Genomic DNA, 16,125 nt, shown 5'->3' with positions numbered 1-16,125 from the left:
CCCGGCGACCACCCTAGCCAAACAGGTGGTGGAACGCGGGCCAGGGGTGCATGAGGAAGTCGTGATGGCTGATGTTCCAGGCGTAGGCCCCGGCCATCGCGAAGACCACCACGTCCCCGGTGCGCACCGAGGCCGGGACGCGCCGGGCGAAGACGTCCTTGGGCGTGCAGAGCTGCCCGACCAGCGTCACCGGCTCCTCCGGCCCGTCCGGGCGGTCGCGGCCGGGAAGCACGGTGAAGGGCTGGTCGTGGCCCTTGGTCACCGGCGTGCGCAGGTGGTGGGTTCCGCCCTGGAGGATGGCGTACAGCTCGCCGCGGGTGCGCTTCACGTCGAGCACGCGGGTCACGTAGTAGCCGCAGTAGGCGGTCAGCGCCCGGCCCGGTTCCACGCGCAGGGTCTGGCCGGGCCGCCGCAGGGCCGCCAGCCCGGCGCCGTAGGCCGCCCAGTCGAAGCGGCTGTCCGGCGCGGCGTAGTCGACCGCCATGCCGCCGCCCAGGTTGACCTCCTCCGGATGCTGCCCGGCCAGCTCCGCGGCCAGGCCGAGCAACTGGGGAGCCTCCAGGCCGCTGGCCAGGTGCGCGTGCACGCCGCGGAACCGGACCTGGCCGGCGAAGAGCGGCCGGCACTCGGCCACGGCGTCGGCGTCCATGCCGAACGGGCCGCTCATGGCCAGCGCGGCGCCGGCCACCTCCAGGTCGAGGTTGAGCCGCAACAGCACCTCGGCCGGCCGGCCGAGCTCCAGCAGCCGGCGCAGCTCGGCGGGCGACTCCACGTGCACCCGGTGCGCGCCGGCGGCCAGGCGCAGCTCCTCGTCGGTCTTGCCCGGCCCGCCCAGGGCCAGCCGGGCGTCGGGGAACAACCCGCGCACGTGGGCGAACTCGCCGCCGGAGGAGACCTCGAACCCGTCCACGTGCGGGCGCAGCACCCGCAGCAGCTCGGGGTCGGGGTTGGCCTTGACCGCGTAGTACAGCTCGGTCTCGCCCATCGCCTGCCGTACGGCTGCCGCGTGCTCGTCGAGCGCGGCCAGGTCGTAGAGGTAGGCCGGGAAGGCGGTCAGCCGCTCGGCCGCCTCCCGCACGCGGCCGGGGATCAGGCTCATGCGAACGGGTTCGCGATCGGGACGTACCCGGCGTGCCGGTCGGCGTCGCGGGCCCAGCGGACGGACAGGTTGGCCTTGGCCGGCAGCGGCGACCCGGCCAGCAGGTCCGACAGCGGCAGCGGCCGGCCGACCCGGTCGGCGTACCCGGCCAGCACGTCCCGCGCCACCCGCCACAGCCCGCGCAGCGCCGCCTCGTCGGCGGCGAGGGCGGCGGCGATCTCGGTCAGGTGGTTGACCACCAGGCAGTACACCACCCGCGCCCATCCGCGCTCGGCGTCGTAGCTGAGCGCGGCGGCCACCCTGGGGTCGAGCCCGGTCAGGTCGTGCCGGCCGCCCACCAGCTTGGTGCCCTCCAGGTCGCGGAAGATCGCCTCGCGCGGCCCGCCGGGCCCGATCCCGACCAGCACGTTCTGCAGGTGGGCCTCCAGCACGACCCCGTGCCGGAAGTAGGCGTCGAGGACGGGCAGGGCGACCGCGCTGACGTAGGCCGACCACCAGCCGGCCGGGTCGGCGGTGCGGATCGGCCCGGCGGCCAGCGCCCCGGCGAGCACCGGCGTGGCGTCGCTGACCGCCCACGGGCTCTGCCGCACGATCACGCCGAGCCCTTCGAGCAGCCGCGTCCCGAGCGCCGCCGAGCGGTAGCCGGGCTCGGCCAGCCAGCGCGTGCCGGGGAAGGTCTCGGCCAGCGCGGCGAAGACCGGCCGCAGCCGGGAGGTCAGCTCGACCGCCCCGGCCAGCTCGTACCAGGCGTTCTTCCGCACGCAGTTGGTGATCCGCACGTCCAGGCTGAACTTCAGGCAGACCTCGCCCACCGGGTCGTAGACCGTGCGCACCGAGGAGGTGGGGCTGACCGGCCACGAGCTCTCGCCCAGGTCGACCAGGCGCTCGTCGAAGCCCACGCCGAGCAGGTCGAGCTGCCACGGGTGCGCGGGCAGCAGCGCGTAGCCCTCCGGCGCCCGTCCCAGCACGTCCAGGGCGCTCGCGTCGCCCTCCTCGACCAGCACGTCGCGCCGCACGCCCAGCAGCCGCAGCGGGAACTCCGCGTGCGCCTCCGGCGCGTAACGCAGCCAGCCGTCGCCGCCGCGGGCCTTGGGGCTCGGGTGGAAGGGGTGGCCGTAGACCAGCGCCTGCTCCGAGGCCAGCCACGGGTCGGCGGGAGCCGCCGCCGTCGCCCGCGAGCGCAGGATCTCCGCCATCGCCTCCCGGCTGGCGGCCACCTGCCGGGCGAACTCCGGGTTGCCGCCCGGCAGTTCCGCCTCCACCAGCCGCACCAGCTCGTCGGAGGTCAGGGGCCGCCAGGTCCCGCTCTCCAGGCGCTCCGGCGCGCCCTCGAAGCGCAGCGCCGCCCCGCCGTACGCCCGTGCGCGCAGCAGCGTCCCGCCCACCCGCAGCAGCAGGTACGGCGGAGCGGGCCAGACCAGCCCGCGCACCCCGGCGACCTCGCGCACGCAGCACCTCAGCAGCGCGGCGAGGCTCGCCTCCTCGGCGAGGGCCGCCGTCGGGTCAAGGACCAGGCTTTCCACGTTCACGTACTCCTCGGAGGTAGTTGGGACCGCTGGTGCCGTAGAACTTGTTCACGTCGCGCGCGCCGGTGCGTTCCTTGGCGACGAGGGTCCCGGCGATGACCATGGACTTGCCGGTGAGCCGGTCGGCCTCCAGGGTGCGGGCGCGCAGGATCCTCGCCATGGGGTCGTCGCCGTGCTCGGCGAGCGCGGCGGCGAGGGTGTCGCGCAGCAGGCCGGCGGCCCGCTCGTGGGGGAGGGCGGCGAAGGCCACCGCGGCGGCGGCCAGGTGCAGGGTGATGGTGACGAAGACGTCGGCCAGGGCGTGCGGGTCGTCGGTGCTGAGCCGCTCGTCGAGGAAGTCCGGCGGGGTGAGCCCGGCGGCCTTGAGCCGCGCGGGGCTGACCAGGAGGCCGTCGTTGTCCTTGACCAGCAGCCCGCGGCCCCGGATCAGGGCGAGGTTCTGCTGGTGGGCCTCCAGCGCGACGCCGTAGCGCACGAAGAGCCGGACGTTCCAGCGCAGCAAAAGATCCAGGTAGCCGGCCAGCTCGTCCTCGGTGAGCCCGGCGTGCGGGAAGGCGGCCACCGGGACGATCTCCCCCTCGGGCAGCCGCCGCACCAGCCAGGCGAGGTACTCGTGCCCGGCGTGCGCGTAGGTCTGCTCGTCGGCCACGTGCACGCCCGGCTCGGCCAGCTCCTCCAGCAGCCGCTGGGCCAGCGCGCCGTCGTGCAGCGTGCCGGGCTTGATCGAGCGGCGGTTGCGCAGGCCGAGCGTGCTGGTGGCCAGGGGGAGCTTCAGGTGCGTGCGGGCGTCCACCTCGACCGTGCGCATCGACAGCGTCGGCCGCACGGTCAGGAACGGCTCGGGGGCCAGGACGACGCCCTCGATCCGCCGCACCTGGTCCACCGAGAGCGGATGCACCGGGAAGAGGCTGTGCCCGGCCAGCTCCGGCAGGCCGACCCGGGCGAAACCGGGGAAGAACGCCGGGCGCGGGTGCTCGCCGGGCACCGCCGCCCAGCGCAGCTCGAAGGACGGGGCGAACTCGGGCGCGTAGGCCAGCAGGTCGGCCGCGCTCAGTCCGCTGCGGGCCCGCGAGGTGGGGTAGATCGGGTGGTCGGCCAGGGCGGCGAGGGTCTCGTACTCGATCAGCGAGCGGCCGCGCACCCGGCCGAGGATCTCCTCACGGCGTTCGTCCACCAGGGCCTGGGCCATCGCCGCCTCCGCGCACTCGCGCCGGAAGGCGGCCACCCCGGCGGCGTCGGCCGGATCGGCCACCGACTCCAGCGTGGCCAGCACCTCCTCCAGGCCGACCTGCTCGCCGGGGGCGACCACGAAGTCCTGGAACACCCGGCCCGGCGCCAGCCGTACGGTCCGGCCGCCGGGCAGCGCGAGCGTCACGCCAGCCTTCGTCCGCGACACCCGGCCGCCCAGGCCGCCGTAGTTCTCGCGCAGGAGGGCGTTGAGCACCCGCGTGGCGATCACGACAGCACCCAGGGCCGCGCCGCGCGGAAGGCGGTCACCGCGCGCTCCACCGCCTCCCGCGAGGGGCCGACCGCCCGGATGACGCCGAGGTAGTCACGGTTCGTATGCGTTTGGCGCACCATCTCACCGACACCCCGGATCGGACGATGCCAGAGCCGGACCTCGCCGTCCACCAGCTCCAGCTCGCCGGGCGCGGAGGTGATCGTGCCGGAGCGCTCGGCGACCACGCTGACCGCCGTGCCGTACCCCCGGGTGGCCGGCGGGACGGGCGCGGGCTCGCCCAGGTGCACCCGCAGGATCTGCTCGAACAGCGGCACGCCCAGGATCTCGGCCAGCAGGAAGTCGCAGTGGTCGCCGATGGCGCGGTAGTTGACCTCGATGATCCGCGGCCCGTCCGCGGTCAGCACGTACTCGGTGTGGCAGGCGCCGAAGCCCACGCCGAGCATCCGCAGCGCCCCCAGCACGTGCTCCCGCTCCGGCGGGTCCGCCCAGTCCAGGCGCTCCTCGACGAAGTACGGCAAGGCCCCCAGCGTGGTGCGGAAGCCGCCGAGCACCTGGATCCCGGTGGCGTCCCCCAGCGTCTCCAGCGTGTACAGCGGGCCCTCCAGGAACTCCTCCAGCACGACGGCCTCACCCGGCCGCCGGGCCCTGACCGCCTCGACGTCCGCGTCGCCCCCGGCCAGCACCACGTCCTCGCTGGCCACGCCCTCGCGGGGCTTGACCACCAGCGGGTACGGCAGGCCCGCGGGCACCGGCCGCCCGGGCGGGAGCCGCAGCGCGAAGACCTGTTCCAGCGGGGCGAGCCCGCGGCGCATGAGGTGCTTGTTCTTGGCCGCCAGGCAGGCCCGCCAGTCCTTGCCGGGCAGCCCGAAGTAGTCGGCGGCCAGCGCGGTCTCGGCCTGGAGGTGGTCGGAGTTGGAGAAGATCGCGTCGGGCCGCCCGAGCTCCGCCACGGTGTCGATCAGCGCCCGCGGGTCCTTGACGTCGCAGAGGACGGCGTCAGGGTGCTGCTCCGGCCGGTCGGTGAGGATCGTGACCTCGCAACCCAGCGCGCGGGCCGCGGGGAGGAAACCGTCGGTCACCGAGTCGGTCGGTTTGAGCGCGGTCAGGTAAAGCCGCAACGCAGGGCACCCCCGGGAAGATCAGGTAAGGCTAACCTAACTTCTTGATCCTAGCCTTCTGGAGATCAACTCGCGGCCTGTTCCGGTAACCCGGAGGTCATAGGATTTCATGAGTGGAGCAATTGATCGGGCCGCTCTTGCTGGCTCGCGGCACTGTCGACAGATCTTCGGCCCTGCGCACGGACGCGGCCTGGCTCGAACGGGCCTGGAACAACCCCGACACCCGGGTCCTGCTCATCGACGACGGCCACACGCTGGTGCGCCGGCAGGGCGAGGAGGTCCAGGCCGTCCTCTACACCACCGCGGAGGCGCCGCCCGGCGATCGCTACCTGCTCGGCGTCGAGGGGGAGACGGTCTATTTCGCGGTGGCCGCCGCGCTCACCCACGACGTGGAGGCCTCGCGCCGGGTGACCGTGCCACTGAGCCTGGCCGACGCCCCCGAGGGCGAGATCATCCCGGCCGGGCTCCGCCAGGTCGGCGGCCTGCTCGGCGACCGCGACGCCGGACTCCTGGTCTACGCGGTGGCCCTGGAGGCCTGGCACGCCACCCACCAGCACTGCCCGCGCTGCGGCGCCCGCACCGAGATCGAGCACGGTGGGCACGTGCGGCGCTGCCCGGTCGACGAGAGCCTCAACTTCCCGCGGGTCGACCCCGCGGTCATCATGCTGATCCGCGACGCCGACGACCGCTGTCTGCTCGCCCGCGGCCCGCAGTGGCCCGCCGGCCGGCTGTCGGTCCTGGCCGGCTTCGTGGAACCGGGGGAGTCGCTGGAGAACGCGGTGATCCGCGAGGTCGCCGAGGAGGTCGGCGTGCCGGTGATCAACCCGCGCTACCTCGGCAGCCAGCCCTGGCCCTTCCCGCGCAGCCTCATGCTCGGCTTCTTCGCCGACGCCGTCTCCACCGACCTGCTGCTCGACCAGGAGGAGATCGCCGAGGCCCGCTGGTTCACCCGCGACGAGCTGGCCGAAGCCCTCAAGGAGGGCGAGGTACGGCTGCCGCCGCCGGTCTCGATCGCGCGACGGCTGATCGAGACCTGGTACGGCGAGCATCTGGCCGGCGACTGGTGACCGGCCGGCCGGTCCGCGGGCTCAGGCCTGCTGCAGCAGCGCCTTGACCTCGATCACGCTCGGGTTGGTCCGGACGATCTTGCCCTTGGGCGTCTCGATCACGACGGTCGGAACGACCTGGTTGCCGTTGTTGACGCTCATCACGAACTCGGCCGCGCCGGGGTTGGCCTCGATGTCGATCTCCCGATAGTGGATGCCCTCCCGGCTGAGCTGCGACTTCAGCCGCTTGCAGGGACCACACCAGGTCGTGCTGTAGACCGTGAGCGCCATTTCAGGGGTTCCTTCCTTGTCAAAGGCGCTCACTGCAACAACCGGGGGGTCGTGCGTAATCCCGGGGACCCTAACCGATGCGCTCGAAGATCCACTTCTGGATGCGCTCGGCCACCCCGGGCGCCCGGTACACCGGCGCGCTGTGATCGGCGCCCGGCGTGGTGAACACCGTCATCGGCACCCCGACCTGCCCGAGCATGTTCTTCAGCAGCAGGCTGTGCCGCGGCGGCACGAACTCCTGCTCGCCGTGGACGGTCAGCATCGGCGCGTCACCCCGCGAGGCGTGCCACTGCGTCTCCATGCTGGCCCACACCCGCGCGCACTCCTTGGGCACGCAGCCGCCGGCCAGCTGGATCGCGGCCAGCCCCAGCTTGCGCGCGTTGACCTCGGCCGCGTTCTCGCCGTCGTTGTAGGCCAGCAACGGCGAGATCACCGGGGAGACGCCGACGACGCCCTTGAGCCCCGGCAGCAGCCCGTCGCCGAAGGTGCCGACGCTCGCCGCCAGATGGCCACCCGCGGAGAAACCCATCACCACGTAGTTCTTGGCGTCGAAGGCCCAGCGGTCGGCGTGCTTGACCGCGGTCTCGATCGCGTCCAGCACGTCGGAGCGCTGCGCGGGCCAGGGGGCCTCGCCGGACAGGCGGTAGTTGACGTTGAAGACGGTGTAGCCCAGCTCGGCGTAGCTCCGCACGATCGAGTTGGTCATCGTCTTGTCGCCGGAGGACCACCAGCCGCCGTGGATGACGAAGATGCCGGGGCGCTTGACGCCGTCGGGGGTCCACCAGACGTCCATGGACTGGTGGTACTGCTTGCCGTACGAGAGGGTCTCTTTGGCGGTGCCGCCGACTCCGTGCGAGTCGGGGGTGGTCTGGACGGTCGGCTCCGGTGTCGGATCCTTCACAGCCGCCTGCGCGGCCGTCGGTGCGAGCACGACGAGAGCGAGCGCAGCTACGGAAACCGCGGTTCGCAAACGGGCCTTCCTTTCCCTCCGCCGCCGTGGCGATGGTCTTGCTGAGGTCCTTCCGCGCCCGATTCTGTCGGGGCGATGGCCTAACTTTTTGGAGTCGGCGTGACTCTCCCTTGGCGCCTGGAATATTGCCAGGTTGGCAGAGTCCTTCGCCACCTGCTGGGAGGATGGACGAGTGGATGACGTTCTGGCCGGGCTCGACCCGGAACAGCGCGCCGTGGCCGAAGCCGTGCGCGGCCCGGTCTGCGTGCTCGCCGGAGCAGGCACGGGAAAGACGCGGGCCATCACCCACCGCATCGCCCACGCCGTGCGCAGCGGGGTCGTCGAGGCCTCCGGTGTGCTGGCTGTGACTTTCACCACTCGGGCCGCCGGCGAGCTCCGGCAGCGCCTTCGCGCCCTCGGCGCGCCCGGTGTCCAGGCCCGCACCTTCCACGCCGCGGCCCTGCGCCAGCTCACCTACTTCTGGCCCCGCGTCATCGGCGGCTCGGCGCCCTCGGTCATCGAGTCCAAGCTGCCGCTGCTGGTCGAGGCCGCCCGGCTGGTCCGGCGCACCCCCGACCGCGCCGAGCTGCGCGACCTGGCCTCCGAGATCGAGTGGGCCAAGGTCTGCCAGGTCGGCCCGGAGGACTACGTCGCCGCCGCGGGCAAGCACCACCGCAGCCCGCCGATCGAGGCCGAGCAGGTCGCCCGCCTCTACGAGGCCTACGAGCAGATCCGCCGCGAGCGGCACCTGGTCGACTTCGAGACCATCCTGGAGCTCACCGCCGCGGTGATGACCGAGCACCAGGAGGTCGCCACCCAGATCCGGCAGCAGTACCGCTACTTCGTCGTGGACGAGTACCAAGACGTCAACCCGCTGCAGAAGCTCCTGCTCGACACCTGGCTCGGCGGGCGCGACGACCTCTGCGTCGTCGGCGACCCCAACCAGACGATCTACTCCTTCACCGGGGCGAGCCCGCGCTACCTCACCAACTTCGCCGTCGAGCACCCGCGGGCCGCGGTCATCAAGCTCGTGCGCGACTACCGCTCCACCCCGCAGGTCGTCGGGCTGGCCAACCTGGTCCTGGCCAAGAGCCGCAGCCCGCACAAGCTCGAACTCGTCGCCCAGCGCCCCGACGGGCCCAAGCCGGTCTTCGCCGAGTACGACGACGAGCCCGCCGAGGCCATGGCCGTCGCCCAGGCGATCCGCCGCCTCATCGAGCGCGGCGTGCCCGCCCGCGAGATCGCCGTGCTCTTCCGCGTCAACGCCCAGTCGGAGAACTACGAGGAAGCCCTCGCCAAGGCCGACCTTCCCTACGTGCTGCGCGGCGCCGAGCGGTTCTTCGAGCGGCCCGAGGTGCGCCAGGCCGTCGTCCTGCTCCGCGGCGCCGCCCGCTCCGCCGACCCCGGCCAGTCGCTGGCCGCCGAGGTGCACTCCATCCTGTCCGGCATCGGCCTCACCGCCGAGCCGCCCAGCGGCGGCGGCAAGGCGCGGGAGAAGTGGGAGTCGCTCAAGGCCCTGGCCGACCTCGCCGAGGACCTCGCGGCCGAGGGCGGCGACCTGCCCGCCTTCGTCGCCGAGCTCGAACGCCGGGCCGCCGAGCAGCACGCCCCGCCCGTCGAGGGCGTCACCCTGGCCTCCCTCCACGCCGCCAAGGGCCTGGAATGGGACGCCGTCTTCCTCGTCGGGCTCACCGACGGGATGATGCCCATCATCTACGCCGAGTCCCCCGAGCAGATCGAGGAGGAGCGGCGGCTGCTCTACGTCGGCGTCACCCGCGCCCGGGCGCACCTCCACCTGTCCTGGTCCCTCGCCCGCGCTCCCGGCGGGCGGCGCAGCCGCAAGCCCTCCCGCTTCCTCGACGGCCTCACCGGGCGGCCCTCGACCGGGTCGTCGTCGCGCCCGTCCGGCTCCCGGGCCTCGTCCTCGGGCGGCTCGGCGTCCTCCTCCTCTCGCGAGCGCCGGGCGCCTGCCGGGCCCATCACCTGCCGGGTCTGCGCCAAGACCCTGTCCGGGGCGGCCGAGCAGAAGCTGGGGCGGTGCGCCACCTGCCCGTCCGACTACGACGAGGCCCTGCTGGCCGCGCTCAAGTCCTGGCGGGCCGCCGCCGCCAAGGAAGCCAAGATCCCGTCGTACGTCGTCTTCACCGACGTCACCCTCCAGGCCATCGCCGAACGGGTGCCCACGACGGAGCAGGAACTGCTCTCCATCGCCGGCATCGGCCGCGTCAAACTCGACAAGTACGGCGAAGCCGTCCTGTCCCTGTGCCGCGGCGAGTTCTCGCAGGCGCCCCCCGACCACTTCGACCTCTGACCGTCGGCCGGCGGTTCTGGGCGGGGAAATACCGGACCCCACGTCCAAGCGAGCCTTCCGAGGCGGCACACTGTTCGTGGTGATACATCAGAGTTTGGGGGCGGCGTGAACGAGGCGCTCAAGGAGCTGCTGGACCTGCTCGACCTGGAGCAGATCGAGCTGGACATCTTCCGTGGCAGGAGCCCGGAGGAGCGGATCCAGCGCGTGTTCGGCGGTCAGGTGGCGGCGCAGGCGCTCGTGGCCGCGGGCAGGACGGTCCCGGCGGACCGGTTCGTGCACTCGCTGCACGCCTACTTCATCCGGCCCGGAGACCCGTCGATCCCGATCGTCTACAACGTCGAACGGGTCCGTGACGGCCGGTCGTTCACCACGCGCCGCGTGGTCGCGATCCAGCACGGCAAGGCGATCTTCACCATGTCCGCCTCCTTCCACATCGCGGAGGAAGGCATCGAGCACCACGCCGCCGTCGCCCCGGGAGTGCCGAGCCCGGAGGAGCTGCCCACCTTCCAGGAGCGCATGCGCGAGGTCGTGGGCGACGACCCGACGTGGCAGAGCTGGCTGGAGCGTCCCCGCCCGGTGGACACCCGCTACGCCTCGCCGCTCACCTGGGAGGCGCACAAGGACCCGTCCCTGCGCAGCGCCGAGACGAACGTGTGGTTCCGCTTCGACGCCGAACTGCCCGACGACCCGCTGCTGCACGTGGTGCTGGCCGCCTACGCCTCCGACTTCACCCTCGTCGACACCGTCCTGCTGGCCAACGGGCTGGCCTGGGGCGCGTCCAACGTGATGGGCGCCTCCCTGGACCACGCGATGTGGTTCCACCGCCCGTTCAGGGCCGACGAGTGGTTGCTCTATGCTCAGGAGTCCCCCTGGTCGGGGGGCGCACGCGGCTTGGCGCGCGGGCAGATGTTCACTGAAGCCGGAGACCTGGTGGTGTCCGTGGTTCAGGAAGCGATGATCCGCACGACGAAGTCGTAAAATCGCAGGTAGAAAATATGTTGCCCCTTCCCGGCTTCCCGGTTTAGGGTCATGGTCAAGCGAGTCGGACACTCCTGTCCGACGATCCATGAGTGGAGGTGAGTCCTGGTGATGATCAGCATGAAGCACGTGATGGCCACACAGTGGCTCGCTTCCGCATGCCGTCACTCGGGCCCGGTTCTCGCCGATGGCCCGGCACGCCTGCAGCGGGAGAAGTCTGTCTTCTCCCTGCCCGCCAGCTTCGGAGTCCCGGCCGCCGCCGGCGCTCCGGTGTACGAGCCGACCCAGCAGATCGCCAACAAGGGTGGACTGCGTGGTCCGCATCCCTGGAGGGATAGACCGGTCATAACCTGACCGGCTATCAACCAGCCTCCAGGCCGCGGATCCGCAGACAGGATCCGCGGCCTCTTTGTTTTTCCGCAGACCCCCACCGCCCACGAGGTAGCCCAACCAAAACATCAGTACGACCCAAGGAGAAACCATGGGGGCGCAGCCGATCATGGACCTGATCGACGAAGCCAAGATCCCGTGCCGTACCGACCCCGACCTCTGGTTCGCCGAGTCGCCGGACGACGTCGAGTTCGCCAAGGCCCTGTGCGGCAGCTGCCCGATCCGGGAAGCCTGCCTGGCCCGCGCGCTGGAGCGCGAGGAGCCGTGGGGCGTCTGGGGCGGCGAGCTCATCCTCCGCGGAACCGTCGTTCCGCGTAAGCGGCCCCGCGGACGTCCGCGGAAGCACCCGGTCGCTGCCTGACCCTCGCACCTCGCGAGCCTGCTGTACCACCGAGAACTTCGAGCAAGAGAGAAGCCATCCGATGACCCTTCACACCGCCCACGGTCTCGAACTGCCGCATCTGTCCCAAGAGCTGGTCAGAGACCGAATACAGAACCTCCACCGGGAGGCGGAGGAGCAGCGGCTGATCGCCCGCCTGGAGCGGGTCCGGCGCGCCCGTCGCGACCTGCGCCGGGCAACCGAACGGCTGCACCGCGCCCTCACCTTCTGAGCCGCCTTCCGGAGCTCACCCACCCCGAGCCGCTTTCCCCGGCTCACCCACCCTGAGCCGCCTAGCGGGGCTCACCCACCCTGAGCCGCTTGGCTGGGCTGACCCACCCTGAGCCTCCCCAGGCTCAGGATGGGCGAGCCCTCTCCCAAGGCTCACCCCGCCCCTTGGCCAGGGGCTCGTCCGCCCCTGGCCCCCTTAACGCTGCCCTTTTCTGGAGATTTCCACCATGTCTTTCCCGTATCCCGAGCTCGTCTCCGAACGAATGCACACCATGCACCGTGAGGCCGCCGAGCAACGCCTGCTCAATCGAGTACGCCGTGTGGAGCGTGCCCGCCGCGACCTACGCCGCGCCGCCGACCGCCTCCACCGCGCCCTAACCCACCAGCTCTGACCTCCCCGCCTCCCGCGGCAGGTCGAACCAATACGCCGAAGGCCGGACGTGTCCCCAGGACACCTCCGGCCTTCGGCGTCTCATCCACCCGCCCGAGCGCCGACCCCTGCCCACCTCCCACTCCCGCCCCTGAGCGGCCCCCAAGGCACCCGAACGCTGAACATGTCCCGCCACACCTGCCACTCCGCCCCTGAGCGGCCCCCCAAAGCGCCCGAACGCTGACCGTATCCCCGCGACACCTGCCACCTTGAGCATCTCCCCACCTGCCTGAATGCGGGGACGTGTAGGCAACCCGGCCCAAGGCGCCCCACAACCCGCCCCGCCCACATCCCGCCCCGCCCACATCCCGCCCCGCCCCGCCCACAACCCTTCCCGTACGCAGCCCGCTGGAGCCCCAATGCACCCACCCGACCACCCCCAAGCCACGACCACACCCCGCATCCGCGCAACCACCGCAGCCCTGGCAACCGCCACCTCCCTGGGCCTACAAGCCGAAGAGGCCGTCCTCCTCCAAGCCTCGAACAGACTCACCCTCCGCCTGCTCCCCTGCGACACCGTGGCCCGCGTAACCCCCGTATCACACCCACCCACCCCCTACGAACTCGACCTCGCCCTAGAACTGGCCAGGGCCGGCTCCCCTGCCGCCGCCCCCGACCCCCGAGTCACCCCCCAGACCTACGAACACGACGACTTCCTGATCACCCTCTGGACCTACCACCCACCGACCCAACCCCCAGCCCCCTCCCCGCCCGCCTACGCCAGAGCCCTCAAGCACCTGCACACCGGCATGCGCCAAATCACCCTCCCCACCCCCCACTTCCTGGACCGCGTCGCCTCGGCCCAAGACCTCCTCTCAAACCCCGCCCACACGCCAGCCCTCCCCACCGCCGACCGCACCCTTCTCCGCCACACCCTGCGCACCCTGTCCGACCTGATCGTCTCCCGCGGCGCCCCCGAACAACTGCTCCACGGCGAACCCCACCCCGGCAACCTCCTCTCCACCAGCGGGGGATTGCTCTTCATCGACTTCGAGACCTACTGCCGCGGCCCCGTCGAATTCGACCTCGCCCACGCCCCCGAGCAGGTCGCCTCTCACTACCCGGACATCGACCCAGTCCTGCTGCAGTACTGCCGGCTCCTCGTCCTCGCCATGATCACCACCTGGCGCTGGGACCGAGACGACCACCTCCCCAACGGCACCCACCTACGAACCACTTGGCTCACCCAACTCCGCCAGGAGCTCACCCACGCCAACCTCCCCCTCTAACCACCCCCGCCCGAACCGGGAACCTTGTCACTCCGAGGCGGCGGGCATTCGCCCCTCACCAGTACGGCGGGCGTCCTGCCCTCAGCCAGTGCGGCTAGCAGCCTGCCTCATCCAGCAGGGGCTCCCCGCCGAGCCGCGGTGCCAGCCCTCCCTCACCCAGGGTGGCTAGCAGTGCCTCATCCAGCAGAGGCTCCCCGCCGAGCCGCGCTGACAGCCCCAGAACCGGACTGCCTCCGCACGGATCGACCCCTGATGGGGCCGTGCTGATGAGCCAACCCCAAGGCCATCGCGGCGGCCAACCGCGAGGCCAGGCCACACCGGTGGCCAAGAGCCAGGTCGGTGACTAGGTCAGACCAACGACGGTCAATGGACGGCCAGTGGGCCAGGCGGGGGCCAAGGTGGACGGCGAGCGCGGGCGGAGCCCACCGGGCGGGACCCACCGGGCGGGCCTAGCGCGGGGCGAGCCAGGCTGCGGGCGTGCAGGGCTGGTGGCGTGCAGGGCTGGGCGATCCGGCCGTGGACGAGTCGTGTGCGGGCGAGCCGTGTGCGAGCAGGCTTAACGCAGGGCCAGCCAGGCCAGGGGTAAGCCAGGCTGGGGCGTGCTGGGCCAGGACGAGCCGGGCCAAGGGCAAGTGGTGTACGGACGAGCCGTGTGCGGGCGGTCACCAGGTTGGCGGCCGAGCGGGTGCGCTGGCGAAGGGCCAGCCAGGAGCGAGTCGGGGATGAATGGGGAGGCGTAGGTCAGCGAGCGGACCGGGCGCGATCGTGGGGAGTCACCGGGCGGAGCGGGCGTGATGGGGCGGCGCTAGCGGGCGAGACGGGGGCAAGAAGGGCGGGGTCGGCGGGCAGAAAGCAAGAAGGTGGGGCCAGCCGGTAGAGCGGGCGGGAAGGTGAGGGGCGGGTAGCAGAAAGGTGAGGGGCGGGTAGCAGGAAGGCGGGGGCGCGGGGAGGGGTAGGCGGGAAGGCGGGGGTTAGTGGGCGGGGGCGGGTTCGTCGTCGGTGAAGCCGGGGACCCAGCGGATGACCTCGTCGCGGAAGCGGGCCGTGGTGCCGAGCTGGCACAAGACGCCCACCCCAGCCGCATGCACCCGGTGGATCAGGACGTAGGACACCGGAAGGTTGAGCTGGCGGACGACGTTGGTGGGCCGGAGGTCGGTGACGCTGGCGGCCTGCGCCTGGAGCCATTCCCGGCTGAAGGTGAACTCCTCCACGGCAGTGGGTTCGACGTACGGGGCAAGGAAGGCACGCAGGGCGTCGGGGTCGACGTCGATGTGCGGGCGGATGAAGCCCTCGGCCCGGAGGCCCTCGATGACCGTGGCCATGTCGCCCTGGTTGAAGATCCGGGTGAGCTGCCCGAAGACCTTGGGGTACCCGGAGGGCAGCCGGTTGACCGCGCCGAAGTCCAGCACGCCAAGCCGCCCGTCGGGCAGGAGGCGGAAGTTGCCGGGGTGAGGGTCGGCGTGGAGCATGGCGACCCGGGCCGGCGAGCAGAAGAGGAACCGCACGAACAGCAGCCCGGCCCGGTCCCGCTCCTCCTGGGTGCCGGAGGCGATGACCCGGGACAGGGGAGTGCCTTCCATCCACTCGGTGACCAGGATGTGCTCGTTGGCCGCGATGACGTCGGGCACGCAGAAGTCGGGGTCGCCCTTGAACTCCAGCGCGAAGGCATGCTGCGCCTCGGCCTCACGCAGGTAGTCGAGCTCCTCGGCGATCCGCTCCTGAAGCTCGGCGAGGACGGCCTTGATGTCGAGGCCGGGCAGGAGGACGCCGAAGAGCTTGCCCAGCCGGGCGAGCTGCTTGAAGTCGCCGAGCAGGGCCTTGCCGGCGCCCGGGTACTGGATCTTGACGGCCACGGCGCGGCCGTCGTGCCAGACGGCGCGGTGGACCTGGCCGATGGAGGCCGCGGCTGCGGGCTGGTCGTCGAAGGAGCGGAAGTTCTCCCGCCAGTCGTCACCGAGTTCCTCGGACAGGACGCGGTGGACGGTCGCGACGGGCAGGGGCGGGGCGGACTCCTGAAGCTTGGTGAGCGTGGCGCGGTAGGGGGCGACGATCTCCTGGGGGAGGGCGGCCTCGAAGATGGACAGCGCCTGGCCGAGCTTCATCGCTCCGCCCTTGAGCTCGCCCAGGACCTTGAAGATCTGGTCGGCCGTACGCTGCTGGATCTCCTGGGCGACGAGCTCGGCGGGCTTGCCGCCGATGCGCTTGCCGAGGCCGACGGCGGTGCGACCGGCGAAGCTCAGGGGCAGGGCGGCCAGCTTGGCCGAGCGGGTCAACGCCCGCCGCGGCAGATCGCTCGTCGACCCCCGCCCGCGGGACTCCCCACCCTCGGACGACCCTCGCCCACGGGACTCCCCACCCTCGGACGACCCTCGCCCACGGGACTCCCCACCCTCGGACGATCCCCGCCCACGGGACTCCCCACCCCCGGACGGTCCCCGTCCATGGGTCTCCTCGCCCTCGGACAGGCCCGATCCACGGGTTTCCCCACCCTCGGACGAGCCCCGTCCACGGGATTCCCCACCCTCGAACGAGCCCGCGTGCTCTGAGCGGCCGGGAAGGGCAGGGTCGGCCACGGGGTCCCCGTCCGTGGTGGCGTGGTCTCGTCGGTCAGGCTCGGTCACAGGTCCCCCTCCATCTGGCGCGTGAGCCGGTCGTGGGTCCGACATGGTCGCTCGACAAGCTCGCT

Annotated in this window: 13 protein-coding genes; 6 read left to right on the top strand and 7 right to left on the bottom strand. The window is 72.0% G+C overall.

Translation table 11 applies throughout. The features are described from left to right. Nucleotides 1-13: 13 nt before the first annotated feature. From ACIBG7_RS39035 to ACIBG7_RS39020, 4 genes are read right to left on the bottom strand one after another with little or no spacing between them, the layout of a single operon-like run. A complete protein-coding gene (locus ACIBG7_RS39035; RefSeq protein ID WP_397339521.1) occupies nucleotides 14-1,099 on the bottom strand; it encodes an alanine racemase in 1,086 nt (361 codons plus the stop codon). Beyond that, nucleotides 1,096-2,628, bottom strand: a complete 1,533-nt coding sequence (locus tag ACIBG7_RS39030) for an IucA/IucC family protein (protein ID WP_357930489.1) — start codon at nucleotides 2,626-2,628, stop codon at nucleotides 1,096-1,098. Before ACIBG7_RS39030 ends, ACIBG7_RS39035 begins: the two co-directional genes overlap by 4 nt. Then, nucleotides 2,603-4,084, bottom strand: a complete 1,482-nt coding sequence (locus ACIBG7_RS39025) for an IucA/IucC family protein (protein ID WP_397339520.1) — start codon at nucleotides 4,082-4,084, stop codon at nucleotides 2,603-2,605. The genes ACIBG7_RS39030 and ACIBG7_RS39025 overlap by 26 nt, the downstream gene beginning before the upstream one ends. Next, on the bottom strand, nucleotides 4,081-5,205 hold the full coding sequence (locus ACIBG7_RS39020) for a siderophore biosynthesis protein (RefSeq protein ID WP_397339519.1): 1,125 nt from the start codon (nucleotides 5,203-5,205) through the stop codon (nucleotides 4,081-4,083). Before ACIBG7_RS39020 ends, ACIBG7_RS39025 begins: the two co-directional genes overlap by 4 nt. A 113-nt stretch (nucleotides 5,206-5,318) precedes the next feature. On the opposite strand from ACIBG7_RS39020, the gene nudC reads away from it, so the two are divergent. Beyond that, nucleotides 5,319-6,272: an NAD(+) diphosphatase gene (gene nudC, locus ACIBG7_RS39015; RefSeq protein ID WP_357930481.1), complete on the top strand. Its 954-nt coding sequence runs from the start codon at nucleotides 5,319-5,321 to the stop codon at nucleotides 6,270-6,272. A gap of 21 nt (nucleotides 6,273-6,293) precedes the next feature. Here nudC and ACIBG7_RS39010 read toward each other — a convergent pair whose 3' ends face one another. Beyond that, complete coding sequence (locus tag ACIBG7_RS39010) at nucleotides 6,294-6,542, bottom strand: glutaredoxin domain-containing protein (RefSeq protein ID WP_357930478.1); 249 nt, start codon at nucleotides 6,540-6,542, stop codon at nucleotides 6,294-6,296. Between the two features lie 70 nt (nucleotides 6,543-6,612). Further along, the gene (locus ACIBG7_RS39005) at nucleotides 6,613-7,473 is read right to left on the bottom strand and encodes an alpha/beta hydrolase (protein WP_357930475.1); all 861 of its coding nucleotides are present in this window, start codon (nucleotides 7,471-7,473) and stop codon (nucleotides 6,613-6,615) included. A gap of 211 nt (nucleotides 7,474-7,684) precedes the next feature. Between ACIBG7_RS39005 and ACIBG7_RS39000 the strand changes: the two genes are divergently transcribed. The 5 genes from ACIBG7_RS39000 (at nucleotide 7,685) to ACIBG7_RS38980 (ending at nucleotide 13,439) form a co-directional block, all read left to right on the top strand. Continuing rightward, the gene (locus ACIBG7_RS39000; RefSeq protein ID WP_397339518.1) at nucleotides 7,685-9,802 is read left to right on the top strand and encodes an ATP-dependent DNA helicase UvrD2; all 2,118 of its coding nucleotides are present in this window, start codon (nucleotides 7,685-7,687) and stop codon (nucleotides 9,800-9,802) included. Between the two features lie 105 nt (nucleotides 9,803-9,907). Next, nucleotides 9,908-10,780 carry an acyl-CoA thioesterase II gene (locus ACIBG7_RS38995; protein WP_357930469.1) on the top strand — a complete coding sequence of 291 codons (873 nt, stop codon included), beginning with the start codon at nucleotides 9,908-9,910 and terminating at the stop codon, nucleotides 10,778-10,780. Nucleotides 10,781-11,261: 481 nt separating this feature from the next. Next, a complete protein-coding gene (locus ACIBG7_RS38990) occupies nucleotides 11,262-11,531 on the top strand; it encodes a WhiB family transcriptional regulator (RefSeq protein WP_357930467.1) in 270 nt (89 codons plus the stop codon). A 61-nt stretch (nucleotides 11,532-11,592) separates the two neighbouring features. Then, entirely contained in the window at nucleotides 11,593-11,781 is a 189-nt protein-coding gene (locus ACIBG7_RS38985) for a hypothetical protein (RefSeq protein WP_357930464.1), read from the top strand. Between the two features lie 947 nt (nucleotides 11,782-12,728). Further along, nucleotides 12,729-13,439: a phosphotransferase family protein gene (locus tag ACIBG7_RS38980; protein ID WP_397339517.1), complete on the top strand. Its 711-nt coding sequence runs from the start codon at nucleotides 12,729-12,731 to the stop codon at nucleotides 13,437-13,439. A gap of 971 nt (nucleotides 13,440-14,410) precedes the next feature. Here ACIBG7_RS38980 and ACIBG7_RS38975 read toward each other — a convergent pair. Next, nucleotides 14,411-15,712, bottom strand: coding sequence for an ABC1 kinase family protein (locus tag ACIBG7_RS38975; RefSeq protein WP_397339516.1), 1,302 nt, complete (start codon nucleotides 15,710-15,712; stop codon nucleotides 14,411-14,413). Nucleotides 15,713-16,125: the final 413 nt, after the last annotated feature.

The sequence above is a fragment of the Nonomuraea sp. NPDC050328 genome, from assembly GCF_044459405.1.
Lineage (GTDB): Bacteria > Actinomycetota > Actinomycetes > Streptosporangiales > Streptosporangiaceae > Nonomuraea.
The sequence above is the reverse complement of the archived record's forward strand: the minus strand, read 5'-3'. Positions and strand labels throughout refer to the sequence as shown.

Coding starts and splice junctions, on each gene's coding strand:
- ACIBG7_RS39035 (WP_397339521.1), bottom strand. CDS start 1,099: ATGAGCCTGATCCCCGGCCGCGTGCGGGAGGCGGCCGAGCGGCTGACC.
- ACIBG7_RS39010 (WP_357930478.1), bottom strand. CDS start 6,542: ATGGCGCTCACGGTCTACAGCACGACCTGGTGTGGTCCCTGCAAGCGG.
- ACIBG7_RS38990 (WP_357930467.1), top strand. CDS start 11,262: ATGGGGGCGCAGCCGATCATGGACCTGATCGACGAAGCCAAGATCCCG.
- ACIBG7_RS38985 (WP_357930464.1), top strand. CDS start 11,593: ATGACCCTTCACACCGCCCACGGTCTCGAACTGCCGCATCTGTCCCAA.